This window comes from Fictibacillus sp. WQ 8-8 (assembly GCF_024494405.1).
GTDB lineage: Bacteria > Bacillota > Bacilli > Bacillales > Fictibacillaceae > Fictibacillus_C > Fictibacillus_C marinisediminis.
The window spans coordinates 239,100-252,108 of sequence record NZ_JAMXKG010000001.1 but is presented as its reverse complement, the minus strand read 5'-3'; the positions used below and the strand labels follow the sequence as shown (position 1 = coordinate 252,108).

16 protein-coding genes and 1 other annotated feature (1 of these 17 running past the window's edge) are annotated in these 13,009 nt (G+C 46.0%); of the genes, 14 read left to right on the top strand and 2 right to left on the bottom strand.

Annotated elements, in window-relative coordinates; genetic code table 11:
* Window positions 1–29: 29 nt before the first annotated feature.
* The 5 genes from ppaX to M1K46_RS01300 all read left to right on the top strand — a co-directional run bounded on the left by ppaX (window position 30) and on the right by M1K46_RS01300 (window position 3,134).
* Entirely contained in the window at window positions 30–671 is a 642-nt protein-coding gene (gene ppaX, locus M1K46_RS01320; RefSeq protein ID WP_256224561.1) for a pyrophosphatase PpaX, read from the top strand.
* Window position 672: 1 nt separating this feature from the next.
* Window positions 673–1,188: an acyltransferase gene (locus tag M1K46_RS01315; protein ID WP_062237940.1), complete on the top strand. Its 516-nt coding sequence runs from the start codon at window positions 673–675 to the stop codon at window positions 1,186–1,188.
* 87 nt (window positions 1,189–1,275) lie between these two features.
* The gene (locus M1K46_RS01310; protein WP_091002963.1) at window positions 1,276–1,857 is read left to right on the top strand and encodes a hypothetical protein; all 582 of its coding nucleotides are present in this window, start codon (window positions 1,276–1,278) and stop codon (window positions 1,855–1,857) included.
* Window positions 1,858–2,307: 450 nt separating this feature from the next.
* Entirely contained in the window at window positions 2,308–2,676 is a 369-nt protein-coding gene (locus M1K46_RS01305; RefSeq protein WP_256224560.1) for a GNAT family N-acetyltransferase, read from the top strand.
* A gap of 38 nt (window positions 2,677–2,714) precedes the next feature.
* The gene (locus M1K46_RS01300; protein ID WP_375162169.1) at window positions 2,715–3,134 is read left to right on the top strand and encodes a GNAT family N-acetyltransferase; all 420 of its coding nucleotides are present in this window, start codon (window positions 2,715–2,717) and stop codon (window positions 3,132–3,134) included.
* 5 nt (window positions 3,135–3,139) lie between these two features.
* Here M1K46_RS01300 and M1K46_RS01295 read toward each other — a convergent pair whose 3' ends face one another.
* Window positions 3,140–4,147, bottom strand: coding sequence for a peroxiredoxin family protein (locus M1K46_RS01295; protein ID WP_256224558.1), 1,008 nt, complete (start codon window positions 4,145–4,147; stop codon window positions 3,140–3,142).
* Between the two features lie 99 nt (window positions 4,148–4,246).
* Between M1K46_RS01295 and M1K46_RS01290 the strand changes: the two genes are divergently transcribed.
* Window positions 4,247–4,489: a zinc ribbon domain-containing protein gene (locus M1K46_RS01290; protein ID WP_053357070.1), complete on the top strand. Its 243-nt coding sequence runs from the start codon at window positions 4,247–4,249 to the stop codon at window positions 4,487–4,489.
* Window positions 4,490–4,693: 204 nt separating this feature from the next.
* Here M1K46_RS01290 and cax read toward each other — a convergent pair whose 3' ends face one another.
* Complete coding sequence (cax, locus tag M1K46_RS01285; protein ID WP_256224976.1) at window positions 4,694–5,758, bottom strand: calcium/proton exchanger; 1,065 nt, start codon at window positions 5,756–5,758, stop codon at window positions 4,694–4,696.
* Between the two features lie 252 nt (window positions 5,759–6,010).
* On the opposite strand from cax, the gene M1K46_RS01280 reads away from it, so the two are divergent.
* From M1K46_RS01280 to hisI, 8 genes are read left to right on the top strand one after another with little or no spacing between them, the layout of a single operon-like run.
* Complete coding sequence (locus tag M1K46_RS01280; protein ID WP_256224557.1) at window positions 6,011–7,192, top strand: ATP phosphoribosyltransferase regulatory subunit; 1,182 nt, start codon at window positions 6,011–6,013, stop codon at window positions 7,190–7,192.
* Complete coding sequence (gene hisG, locus M1K46_RS01275; protein ID WP_256224555.1) at window positions 7,189–7,833, top strand: ATP phosphoribosyltransferase; 645 nt, start codon at window positions 7,189–7,191, stop codon at window positions 7,831–7,833. The genes M1K46_RS01280 and hisG overlap by 4 nt, the downstream gene beginning before the upstream one ends.
* Window positions 7,830–9,110, top strand: a complete 1,281-nt coding sequence (hisD, locus tag M1K46_RS01270) for a histidinol dehydrogenase (protein ID WP_256224553.1) — start codon at window positions 7,830–7,832, stop codon at window positions 9,108–9,110. The genes hisG and hisD overlap by 4 nt, the downstream gene beginning before the upstream one ends.
* Entirely contained in the window at window positions 9,103–9,693 is a 591-nt protein-coding gene (hisB, locus tag M1K46_RS01265) for an imidazoleglycerol-phosphate dehydratase HisB (RefSeq protein ID WP_256224552.1), read from the top strand. Before hisD ends, hisB begins: the two co-directional genes overlap by 8 nt.
* Window positions 9,694–10,329 (top strand): imidazole glycerol phosphate synthase subunit HisH, encoded by a 636-nt coding sequence (gene hisH / locus M1K46_RS01260; RefSeq protein WP_256224551.1) that lies wholly within the window; start codon window positions 9,694–9,696, stop codon window positions 10,327–10,329.
* Window positions 10,326–11,054 carry a 1-(5-phosphoribosyl)-5-[(5-phosphoribosylamino)methylideneamino]imidazole-4-carboxamide isomerase gene (gene hisA / locus M1K46_RS01255; RefSeq protein WP_256224550.1) on the top strand — a complete coding sequence of 243 codons (729 nt, stop codon included), beginning with the start codon at window positions 10,326–10,328 and terminating at the stop codon, window positions 11,052–11,054. The genes hisH and hisA overlap by 4 nt, the downstream gene beginning before the upstream one ends.
* Window positions 11,055–11,813, top strand: a complete 759-nt coding sequence (hisF, locus tag M1K46_RS01250) for an imidazole glycerol phosphate synthase subunit HisF (protein ID WP_256224549.1) — start codon at window positions 11,055–11,057, stop codon at window positions 11,811–11,813. It begins immediately after the preceding gene.
* A complete protein-coding gene (gene hisI / locus M1K46_RS01245) occupies window positions 11,810–12,604 on the top strand; it encodes a phosphoribosyl-AMP cyclohydrolase (protein WP_256224548.1) in 795 nt (264 codons plus the stop codon). The genes hisF and hisI overlap by 4 nt, the downstream gene beginning before the upstream one ends.
* Window positions 12,605–12,870: 266 nt before the next feature.
* Window positions 12,871–13,009 (top strand) — a binding site (T-box leader); it runs 89 nt beyond the window's last position.

Here is a 13,009-nt window from a genome sequence, read left to right as displayed (position 1 = left end):
ACAGAACAACACGAAAGGACTCTCATGCTATGAAAATCAATACGGCTTTATTTGATTTAGACGGAACGCTTATCAACACGAACGAACTAATCATTGCCTCCTATCTTCATACGCTTGATAAGTTTTTCCCTGAACAATACAATCGCGAACATATTATTCCTCTGATGGGGATGCCCCTGACCGAAACGATGGAGCACTTTGACAAGAACCAAGTCAAAGAGCTCATTGAAACGTACAAAGACCATAACCTTTCTCACCATGATGAACTCGTTACAGAGTTTGAAGGGGTGATTGAAACGATCGAGACGCTGCATAAAAACGGCTACAAACTTGGCATCGTGACCACAAAGATGAGAGGTTCCGTTAACCTGGGGCTTAAACTTGCCGGTCTTGACTGCTATTTTGATACGATCGTTACGCTCGATGATGTGGAGCGGGCCAAGCCTGATGCGGAACCTGTGGAAAAAGCACTGGCTCTACTGAATGCCAAGCCCGAGGAAGCCATTATGATTGGTGACAGCAAGTATGATATTCTGTCAGGAAAAAATGCGGGGACAAAAACAGCAGGAGTGGCCTGGACTATCCGTGGCCGTGAGTATCTTGAGGAGTTTTCACCAGATTATATGCTGGATGAAATGACGGACCTGCTGGCCATTTTAGGAGAGAAATAAAGTGAGAAAAACGGAACGGTACCCTGTTCAAGGCAAAAATTCGCTTTACCAGGTCTATGCCACGGTGCCTTTTTGGAAGGTGGCAAAGAATTTTGCTGCCATCCAGGTATCGCGCTATACTCCCTTTCTGCCCGTGAAAAACTGGATCTACCGGACTTTTCTCGGGATGAAGGTAGGAGAAGATACAGCGGTCGCCCTGATGGTGATGATGGATGTCATGTTTCCCGAGCGGATTTCGATTGGCCGAAATACGGTCATCGGTTATAACACGACGATTCTCGCACATGAATACTTGATCCGGGAGTACCGGCTTGGTGATGTGACCATCGGGGATGAAGTGATGATCGGTGCAAACAGCACGATCCTTCCAGGGGTCACGATTGGACATGGTGCAGTTGTTTCTGCAGGCACACTCGTTCATAAAGACGTACCCGCAGGGGCCTTTGTCGGCGGAAATCCCATGCAAATCATTTATACGAAAGAAGAAATGGAAGGCCGGGAGCGGGAAAAAAGTTGAATTTTGTCGTGCTTTCGGCTCTTGGGTTTTTATTGCGTAAGGAGTATACTAGAAACAAGACAACTCGGTAAGCAGGAGGGAAGAAACTTGAATCGAAAATCTTTTTCTATATTTTTTGTAAGAGATACATTCAAAGTAGGCCATCTCATGGATGATAGCACCATGGGTCAACATTCTGCATCCCAAGCCAGCAGCAACACAGAACTTCTTGCAACAAGAGACGCTTACCGTTTTCGCACTACGGTTTCCCGGTTAAAAGGAAGTGCATTTGTAAAGCACTATGAGCTGCATGATGATAAAGCCAGTATCTATTATTATGGTGATTATGCATCCTATCGCAGGCTAGTACCTCATTCTGCACTCGGGAAGGAAGACTACTTACACTACTTAGGCACTGAAGAAGCAGTGTACCAACTACTCCTTGATTCCACGGTTTATTTGCTGAAAGAACTCCATTTCCTTAATCATGTAAACATCGAAATTCCGAACCATGGTAAAAAATATACAGTCAACGTTTCACGGGACGAATTGGACGAACACCTGGATTGCCATCTGTCTGAAATGAAGGACGGACACCATCACCGGTTTTATTTATTATGCCGGGATTTAGAAGTGGAAAAATTCGTATCTCAATTTGTAAAAGTTAAAAGGCTGCGCAGAAAACATTAAATTTTGCTGAGAAAAACCAATGCAGATACATGCATTGGTTTTTTATTTTGTTTGGCTTTGTTAAAGCATATTGTTGATTTCCAATCATAATGGACATCGCATACTGATGCTTAAAAGAGGCCCTCAAGTTTTTTCTCCATGAAAAAGGGGTGATAGCTGGCGATGATAAGAGCCGGCTGATTTGTGAAACAAATGAAGCGCAAGAAAAGCAGATGGGAAAAAGCTTGCTTATACCCTTCTGCTTTTCAGAGGGCGCTTCAATCACCCCTACCAAAAATCAACAACATGGACTAACAGAGCTTTTTGTTTAAAAAAAGTCCCTCAAGGAATTCAGCATCACTTAGAGAAGTAATAAGGCAGCTGAAATGGAGGGTTAAACATGGAAATGATGACTGGAACTGTAAAAGAAAACTGATTGGCAAGTCCGAGTGGCTCAAAGGGTTTACAGTAATGAAAGAGCTGAGAACGGAACTGTCTCAGCAGGAGTACTTGGAGCTCATGCAGATTAAGTCAAAGGAGGGATACCGCCTTTTTGCTCTTGAGCAGGAGGGAGTTGCAGCGGCTGTTGCGGGAATTATCGTACGGACCAATTTTTATAATAAAAAACACGTTTTTGTTTATGATCTTGTTACTCATCCGGATCACCGATCAAAAGGATACGGAGAAAAATTGCTGGATCATGTGCATCAATGGGCTAAAGAGCAGGGCTGTGAATTTGCCTCTTTGGAATCGGGAGTTCAGCGGAAAGATGCTCATCGCTTCTACGAAGACAGGCTGGGCTATGAACGATACTGCTATTCTTTTCGAAAAACGCTGTAGGGAGAAGCTGACGAAAGAAGAAAGATACCTATCATTTTATATCGGAATCTGAAGCGGTCCATCATGAAGAACTGCATCAGCTCTATGAAGATATTTTTGGACAGGACCGAAAAATATTGTTCGCGGGGCTTGAGGGCAAGAAAAATCTCTCCATCCTTGCCGTTTCACGGAATGGAGAGCTGGCTGGATTTAAGATGGGCTATGAACAGAAAAACGGCCAATATTATAGCTGGTTAGGAGGAATTAAAGCAGAATATCGAAAGCAAGGACTGGCCTCAGAAGTAATGAAGAGGCAGCACGAATGGCTAAAAAGGGAAGGCTATCATTCGGTTCAGACGAAGACCAAGAATAAATGGAGAAGTATGCTGATCCTCAATATAAAATGTGGTTTTGACATCATTGGGACGTATACCGACAGCAAGGGAGAGCTAAAGATCATCCTGGAAAAAAAGCTGTGAATGATCTATTGAATGAGTGATTCCATCATGTCTGCGTTCAGGGGACCAATATGAAGCTGGGCGATCGTGCCGCTTTTGTCTATGACATACGTCGTTGGTAAGGTAAACGCATGATACTTTCCACCCACCTTCCCCTTTTCATCATATAAAACAGGGAAGGTGACGTGATGCTTTTTGGCAAATGTTTTGGCCGCTTCACGTGAATCTTCTGATGTAAGATTCACGGCGAGAATGACCACATCTTTGCTTCGATGTTCTTTATAAAACCGCTGCATCTCCGGCATCTCAGCCTGGCACGGAGGGCACCAGCTGGCCCAAAAGTTCAGAAACACTGTTTTTCCTTTATATTGGGAAAGTGAGATCGTTTTCCCGTCCAAAGAGTTTAGTTTGAAATCAGGCGGGGTGTTGCCTCTTTTCAAACCTGATACTCCTGCTTCAGCAGCTGGAAGCTTTTTATTCTCGATAGTGGCGGTTCCTGCTAAAGAAAGCAAAACAAGAGCTGCTAGTACAAGCGAGCTGAGTCTGTGAAAAAGTTTGTTTTTCATGAAAAGAAGAACAAAAAATATCCCGCATGATACGGTGGAAAAGGCAGCGGACACGATGCTTTTTTCATAAAAAGCATGAACACCCTCGTAAAACATGCAGAAGGCAGTTCCGGAGAGTGTGCCAGTGAATAATAAAGAGGATGCTGATGCATGCGTTCTGCTCAGAGCAATTAAAACATACAAACCAGCAGCGATCGTCCCAAAAACCAGCCCCGGTGTGCCTCCTGAGAAATAGAGAAGGTAACTGGGGTGCTTAATCGTCAATAACGGGTGTAGAAAAAAATAGCTTATTTTCCATATGAAAAGGATAAGGGTTGCGGCATTCCAGACTAGATTGATTTCTGCATACCCTTTGTTTTCCTCTTTGGCTTTAAAATGCACCACTCCATAAGCAAACATTCCAGATAACAATAGGAGCAAAAGCTGAGTGTTCAAGTGTAAGAGCCCCAGTTGAATAACTTCTGGCATCGATCATAACCGCCTTCCTTAAAAACATATGATTACTATTACCTTATCCACAGTAAGGGACAAGTATGATAGAGAAAATCATAAAAAGGGTGATGAATAATGAGTCGTGTAACGGATGAAATACGCTCAAGATTTAAATGTGTGAAATGCCAGCATGACCAATGTCAAACGAAGGAACTTGCCATGACAGGATCGGGCTTAAGCAAGCTTCTCGATATCCAGCATAACCATTATTTGTTTGTTTCGTGTGAGAACTGCGGATATGTGGAGGTTTACAATCCGTCCATTCTGGAAGGGAAGAAAGGGCAGCTCGGGACGATCATGGACATCTTCTTCGGATGAAAAAAGCTTCAGCAGCGGAACATCATGTTCTCGCTGTTGAAGCTTTTTTTACGATTGACATGTCAAACCTCTCATACTGATGCTTGAGAGAGCCCCTCAAGTCATTTTTTATTTACAGCAGGGTTGGGATAGCTGGCTTTTTATAGGCCTCTTCAATCCAAACATACCCTAATTCATCATCTTGGATAAACAATATGTCTTTTGTTACAAAAGATAGAATCCGACACCCATGATCAGGTAGGCTGCGAGAAGGGTCAAGCCTTCAAACCAGTTGGTATCCCCATCATTCGTAATGGAGATGGTCAGGAACACAGCCAAGACCATCGAAACGAGTTCAGGCAGTGAGAAGACAAGTGACATCTGCTTCTCAAAGAACATGGAAGCAAGAACTAGAACAGGAGCAACAAACATGGCGATCTGGAGTGTTGAACCGACGGCGATTTCAACAGTTACTCCAATTTTGTTTTTGTAGGCCATCAATACAGCAGAAGCATGTTCCGCTGCATTACCAACGATTGCGACGATGATAATCCCGATGAATACTTCGCTCCAGCCAAGTGCTCTGCCTACTTCTTCAAACGTATGCACGAGGTTTTCTGAAATGTACGCAACAGCCAAGGTTGCGAGGAATAAAACGTTGATTGATTTCTTCTTCGTCCACTCTGCTGCTTCTTCTTCATCATGCTCTCCGCTTTCCTCGTCATAGGCATAAACGCCGCGATGAGTCACAAGCTTAAAGTAGAGGGCAGCCAAGTAAAGGACGATCATGATCGCAGAAACCCATATGCTTAATGTAAAAGATTCGTGATTATCAAGTGTCAATGAGAATACTTCAGGGAAAACAAAAGCTACAACAATGGCAAAAATCATTAATCCCGCGTTGTGCTGGGCATCATGCACATTAAACTTTTGCCGTTTAAACTTCAAGCCGCCGATAAAGAACGAAAGTCCCCCGACAAGCAAAAGGTTCCCCAATACTGAACCTGTCAAAGATGCGAGCACGACTGAAACTAATCCAGCTTTTAAGGCGAAAATAGAAATGATCAGCTCTACGGCATTGCCAAAGGTGGCGTTAAGCAGCCCCCCGACCCTGGGGCCAACTGTAATGGCAAGGCTCTCGGTCGCTCTTCCCATGAATGAAGCCAGGGCAACAATCGTTACGCAGTAAATAATAAATGAAGCAACTGCCGGCCAATGCATCAGGCTGGCGGCGACAGATAAAGGAATTCCTAGTATAATTCCGATGAAAAAAATGCGATTAATCAATATGTATGCTCCTTTATAGTAGAGTTTTTTTGTGAAATACTAAATTAACTGCAGTGATTCCTATGTTTTTAGCTCCCATCAAGTATTCCCTTTTTCATCCGTCTTTAACGTATTTTATCGATAAAAGGGTCAAGCCTGCAAGTGTTGCCTTCCCGCTCTTTCGGTTGACGAATGACAAAAAGAGGTGTAGACTACAACGTATATTTTATCTCGGTAGTATATTAGCGAACTAAAGCAAAGTGAAGGTGTGAGTCAATGTCAAAGCCGTTTGTTTTCGAAAAACCAATGGGGATGAGAGATACTCTTCCCGTGTTATATCAAGTAAAACAGCAGGTTCGTAAGGTGATGGAACAAGAGATCAAAGGATGGGGCTATCAGTTCATTCAAACCCCTACTTTAGAATATTACGATACAGTAGGCGAAGCATCTGCGATCTTGGATCAGCAGCTCTTTAAACTAATGGATTCAGAAGGAAAAACGCTCGTCCTCAGGCCAGACATGACAGCGCCGATCGCCCGAGTGGTTTCTTCGAGCATGAAAGATGTTTCGTATCCCATTCGTCTGGCGTATGATTCGGCTGTATTCCGTTCACAGCAGCGGGAAGGAGGCCGCCCTGCAGAATTTGAACAAGTAGGCGTCGAACTGATTGGCGATGGAACATCAAGTGCAGATGCGGAGGTTATCGCGCTCATGGTGTCAGCCCTCTCAAAGGCAGGACTGCAAGAATTTAAAGTGGCCGTGGGGCATATTGGGTTCCTTAATGAACTTTTTCTTGAAGTGCTCGGAAACGCTGAGCGAGCAGAAGAACTTTTGCGATATTTATATGAAAAAAATTATGTAGGCTACGCCAGTCATGTGAAAAACCTGGCACTGTCGTCCATTGATAAAAAACGATTGCTGGATCTGCTTCACCTGCGAGGGGGGGAAGAGATCCTGGATGAGGCCAAAGGTATGTCAGTACCTGAAGGGAAAAAAGCAGTTGCTGATTTACAAGAGCTTTTTTCAATTTTAGATTTGTACGGAGTAAAAGATAAAGTCATCCTTGATTTTACGCTCTTCAGCCATATGAGCTATTACACGGGTATCGTATTCGAAGGATATACCAATGAGCTAGGCTTTCCGCTATGCAGCGGAGGGAGGTATGATCAGCTGCTCGGTGAATTCGGCAGGAGTGCGCAGGCGATCGGTTTCGGTATCCGGCTTGATTACTTGATCGAGGCATTGAACGTGAAAAAGCCACTTAACCCTCGGACATGCATCGTTTTTAGTCCGGAACGCAGAAAAGAAGCAATCGAAAAATCAAGAGAACTTCGTGAAAAAGGACTATCTGCTATTGTTCAGGATATTTCAGGGGTCGGCAACGTTGATGAATACAGCGGCCGTTTTCAAGAAGTCATTTATTATATCGGCAAACCGGAGAAAGGGGAGGTACAATGAGCAGCTTATTAACGGTAGCAATGCCAAAAGGGCGGATTTTTCAGGAAGCAGTAGAGCTTTTGCGCCAGGCGGGTTATCCGCTGCCTCCCGAATTTGAAGATTCGAGAAAACTCATTATTGAAATAGAAGAAGCAGGGATGCGTTTTATCCTGGCCAAGCCCATGGACGTTCCCACTTATGTGGAGCACGGCGTTGCAGATGCAGGGATCGCTGGAAAAGACGTAATGCTTGAAGAAGAACGGGATGTATATGAAGTCCTGGACCTGAAAATCAGCGACTGTTATCTGGCTGTGGCTGGACTTCCCGGACAAAGAGAAAACTCAGTGGCACCCAAGATTGCGACGAAATATCCGAATGTGGCGGCACAGTATTTCCGGGAGCAGGGAGAACAGGTGGAGATCATCAAATTGAATGGATCCATTGAGCTCGCTCCGCTGATCGGATTGGCGGACCGCATTGTCGATATCGTTTCTACCGGAAGAACATTGAAGGAGAATGGCCTTGTAGAAATGGAGAAAATCCGGGAAATTACGTCCAGAATTATCGTCAATCCAGCGAGCTACCGCATGAAAGCAGAGGTTATTGATGAGCTGGTCGAACGTCTTAGCAAAGTGGTAGAGAGCAAGGAGGAAGTACTGTGAAGATTGAGAGAGCGATAGACTTAAAAAGTTTAAAGCGAAACATCGATCAGGATTCTGAAGCACAGCTTTCTTCTGTTAAAAGTATCTTAAACCAGGTAAAAGAACAGGGAGATGCCGCGCTTTTTGAGCTGACAGAGAAGTTTGACGGGGTGCAGCTGAAGGAATTGCAGGTGTCACCAGAAGAAATTCAGCAGGCATACGATGAAATCGACGATGAAATGGTTGAAATCATAAAAGAAGCCGCCAGGAACATAGAGGAATACCATGTTCAGCAAAAAAAGCAATCATGGTTTTTTACTAGACAGGATGGTACAGTGCTTGGCCAGAAAATTACACCGCTTGATTCCGTAGGCGTGTATGTTCCCGGTGGTACAGCAGCTTATCCTTCGTCTGTGCTTATGGGTGTAACACCAGCAAAGGTGGCCGGCGTAGAGCGGATCGTGCTGATTTCTCCGCCTGACAAAAACGGCAAGCTCCCGGCTGGTGTACTGGTAGCCGCCAATGAAAGCGGCGTGGCTGCGATCTATAAAAGCGGCGGAGCACAGGCCATTGGGGCTCTTGCTTATGGAACAGAAACGATCCAGAACGTAGATAAAATTGTTGGTCCCGGAAACCTTTATGTGGCGCTCGCCAAACGTGAAGTGTTCGGCACGGTTGATATTGACATGATTGCAGGGCCGAGTGAAATCGCCGTTTTGGCCGACGAGAATGCCAATCCTTCCTATATTGCTGCCGACCTGCTGTCACAGGCCGAACATGACCCGAGATCCGCAGCTGTCCTGGTTACGACATCAGAAGTACTCGCAGAACAGGTGGCAGAAGAAGTGGATAAGCAGCTCCAAACCCTTCCGCGCAAAGAGATTGCAGGGGAAGCGGTGCGCAATTATGGAGCCATCTATCTCGTGGAAAGCTTAACGGAAGGGATTGATTTGATCAATGAGATTGCTCCGGAACATTTGGAGGTCATGACGAAAAATCCGATAGAACTGCTGGGGCAAATCAAACATGCGGGCGCGATCTTCCTGGGACCGAATAGCTCTGAACCTGTTGGCGATTATTTTGCCGGCAGCAACCACGTCTTGCCGACGAGCGGAACCGCACGTTTTTCATCTCCGCTTAATGTGGACGATTTTACGAAAAAATCAAGTGTTATCATGTACAGTGAAACAGCCATTCAGGATAATGCAAAAAAAATCGCCGCATTTGCCCGGCTTGAAGGACTTGAAGCACACGCACGAGCAGTAGAGAAAAGATTGGGGGAAACCGAACATGAGTAACCGAACCTATTCAATAGAAAGAAATACAAAAGAAACCCAGATTGCCCTGGAGTTTTCCATCGATGGCGAAGGACAATCGGACATCGACACACCTGTGCCTTTCCTGAACCACATGCTGGACGGGTTTACCCGCCATGGCCTATTTAATCTATCGGTGAAAGCTGCGGGTGACACTGAGATTGATGACCACCATACAACAGAGGACGTTGGAATCTGTCTTGGAACAGCGATAAAAGAAGCCCTTGGTGATAAAAAGGGGATCAAGCGTTACGGGAACGCTTTTGTCCCGATGGATGAAACCCTTGCCCAAGTGGCTATTGATTTGAGCAATCGCCCTCATCTGGAGTTTCGTGCAGAATTTCCTTCTCAAAGGGTCGGAACATTTGATACGGAGCTTGTGCACGAGTTCTTCTGGAAGCTTGCACTGGAAGCACGAATGAATCTTCATGTGATTGTGCATTACGGAACAAACACCCACCATATGATTGAAGCCGTCTTTAAGGCCTTTGCGAAAGCGTTGGATGAGGCGACCCTCATTGATCCTCGTGTGAAGGGTGTTCCTTCAACAAAGGGGATGCTGTAAATGATCGGCATCATCGATTACGGAATGGGAAACCTGCACTCCGTAAGTTCCGCCTTAAAACGTCTGGATCAGCCTTATTTTCTTTCGGATCAAAAAGAAGAACTGGCAAAAGCAGATAAGCTTCTACTTCCCGGCGTGGGTTCGTTTAAAGATGCCATGGCCATTTTAAATGGAACCGGTTTGGCAGATTTTATAAAAGAAGAAGCCGCGGCAGGAAAGCCATTGCTCGGTATCTGCCTCGGCATGCAGCTTCTTTTTGAAGAAAGCGGGGAAAATGGCATCACCAAGGGATTGGGTCTTCTGCCTGGCACGGTTGAACGGTTCTCAGGAATCACGAGCAGCGGGGAGACGTACAAAGTGCCGCATATGGGCTGGAATAAACTTGAGTACAACCGAACCTCTCCGTTGATTGAAAATCTGGATGAAGGCTATGTATATTTTGTTCATTCCTATGCGGTCCAAGCAGGTGACAGCGGGTGTTTGATCGCCCAGGCGCAATATGGTGACAGAAACGTACCAGCGGTTGTCGGGCAAAACAATATTTTCGGCACACAATTTCATCCGGAAAAAAGTTCAGAAACCGGAATGGCGATTTTAAGCAATTTTTGCAATCTGGCAGAGGAGGCGAAGGCATGAGTGAATTTTTATTGTATCCAGCCATTGATATGCGCGGCGGAAAATGCGTGAGACTGCTTCAGGGAGATTATAACCAGGAAACCATTTATGGAGATTCCCCTTTCGATATGGCCAAGCAATTCGCTGAAGCGGGGGCAAAATGGATCCATATGGTCGATCTTGACGGGGCGAAGGCCGGCGAACGAGTCAACCATCAGCATGCTGTCCGAGTTGCCAAAGAACTTGAGGTTTCTGTACAGGTTGGAGGAGGCATACGCACGGAAGACGATGTAGCCTACTATCTGGAAGAGGGTGTGAACCGGGTGATCTTGGGAAGCGCGGCGATTTCTAATCCGGAATTTGTCCTGAAAATGCTTCGTACTTACGGAGATCGGATTGCCATTGGAATTGATGCTCGAGACGGCTATGTGGCGACTGAAGGATGGCTCATTAACTCAGAAATAAAGGCGGAAGACCTCGCCGAGCGGCTGGCTGCTGAAGGAGCAGAGACGTTTATTTTTACAGATATCTCAAAGGACGGTACCCTGCAAGGGCCAAACACCGAAGCGATCGGCCAGCTTGCGGGCTTAACTGGTAAAAACGTCATTGCATCAGGTGGAATCAGCTCACTGGCTGACCTTGAGGCGCTGAAAAAAGACCACCGCGGCATCGGCGGTGCGATTATCGGGAAAGCCCTGTACACAGGCAGATTTACACTAGAGGAAGCGCTGGAGAAGGTGAAATAAATGCTGACAAAACGAATCATTCCCTGTCTTGATGTCAAAGAAGGCAGAGTTGTAAAAGGCGTACAGTTCGTCAACCTCATTGACGCTGGTGATCCGGTCGAGCTTGCAGCTTTTTATGACCGGGAAGGCGCGGATGAGCTTGTCTTTCTTGATATTTCCGCTTCTCATGAAGGCCGGCAGACGATGATCGATGTTGTGGACCGGGTGGCGAGCCAGCTCGCCATCCCGTTTACCGTAGGTGGCGGCATCAATTCACTGGAAGACATGAAACGTGTGCTGCGAGCAGGCGCCGATAAGGTTTCTGTTAATACAGCTGCACTTTTGCGCCCTGAGCTCATTACAGAAGGCGCTGATTACTTCGGTTCCCAATGTATTGTCACAGCGATCGATGCCAAGTATGATGAATCTCTTGGTTCTTGGCGTGTCTATACTCATGGGGGCAGGAAACCGACCGAGTGGGAAGTAACGGCATGGGCGAAAGAGGCGGTCAAGCGGGGTGCAGGCGAAATTTTGCTGACGAGCATGGATCAGGACGGAGAAAAGAGCGGTTTTAATCTGGCACTGACGAAAGCAGTAAGTGAAGCAGTTACGGTTCCTCTCATCGCATCCGGCGGAGCGGGGAATGCACAGCACTTCCATGAAGCTTTTACAGAAGGAAAAGCAGATGCAGGTCTTGCTGCCAGCATCTTTCATTATAAGGAAACGTCGGTTAGAGAAGTAAAGAAAGAGCTAAAAGAAAAAGGAGTGGTGATCCGATGAATGTGTCTTCCGTAAAGTTTGATGAAAAAGGGCTGGTGCCGGCCATCGTTCAGGACGCCCGTACGAAAACGGTGCTTACCCTTGCGTATATGAATGAAGAGTCGCTGAAAAAAACACTCGAGATTGGTGAAACGGTATTCTACAGCCGTTCTCGCCAGGAGCTCTGGCACAAGGGTGAAACGTCCGGCAACACGCAAAAAGTCGTGGACATCCGCATGGACTGCGACCAGGATGCGCTCGTCGTGTTTGTCGATCCGAAGGGGCCTGCGTGCCATACCGGGGCTGAGAGTTGTTTTTCTGGGGAAGCATCACTGCGAGGTTCGGTTGATGAAGAGCCTCTACGAGGTTCGGTTACAGGTGAGTCCCTGCGAGGTTCGGTTACAGGCACCATAAGTTCGGTGCCAGTCACCGACGTGCCAGTCACCGATGGATCAGCCACTGAAGGGAAAACATCCTACGGGGATGTTGTTCCGGGCAAAGCAGGAGGAAGTAAATCTCCTGAAATACTTAATGTGCTGCAGGGGCTGATTGCCGAGCGAGAGCGGCAGATGCCTGAGGGAGCATACACTACCTATCTTTTTGATAAAGGTGTGGACAAGATATTGAAAAAGGTCGGAGAAGAAGCTTCAGAGGTGATCATTGCTGCGAAAAATCGCGACAAAGAAGAACTGAAATGGGAAGCAGCCGACTTGATTTATCACCTTCTTGTCCTTTTGCAGGAACAAAAGCTTCCGTTTGCTGAAGTTTTGGGCGTATTAGAAGAGCGACATACTTCCAAGGATCGAAAATAAAAAGAGTAATTGTGGGGCCGCCGGGATGTTCGGCGGCCTTTTTGTGCGATGAAATGATGGAATTGAGCGTAAATCAGGGATAATTGAGCCAAATGGAGAATAATTTGAGTCTAACTCAAATTAATTGAGCCAAACAAGCACTTAATTGATCCAATCTAACTATTCAGACTTCTTCACCACCACAACAACCGCCTCCAAACCAAAACACCTGGAATTAACTTGAATTCTCCCGCTGAATACTCTAAACTAGTTAAAAACCAAAAGAGATAAAAGTAATGAGAGGAATCAGTAGTAGTTATCTCCCTGTTTCAGAGAGCCGGTGGGTGGTGAGAACCGGTCACAGATAAGTATGAATTACCTCCTCGAACTTTCTTTGTGAACCGGTCATTCATTTCAGATCAGTAG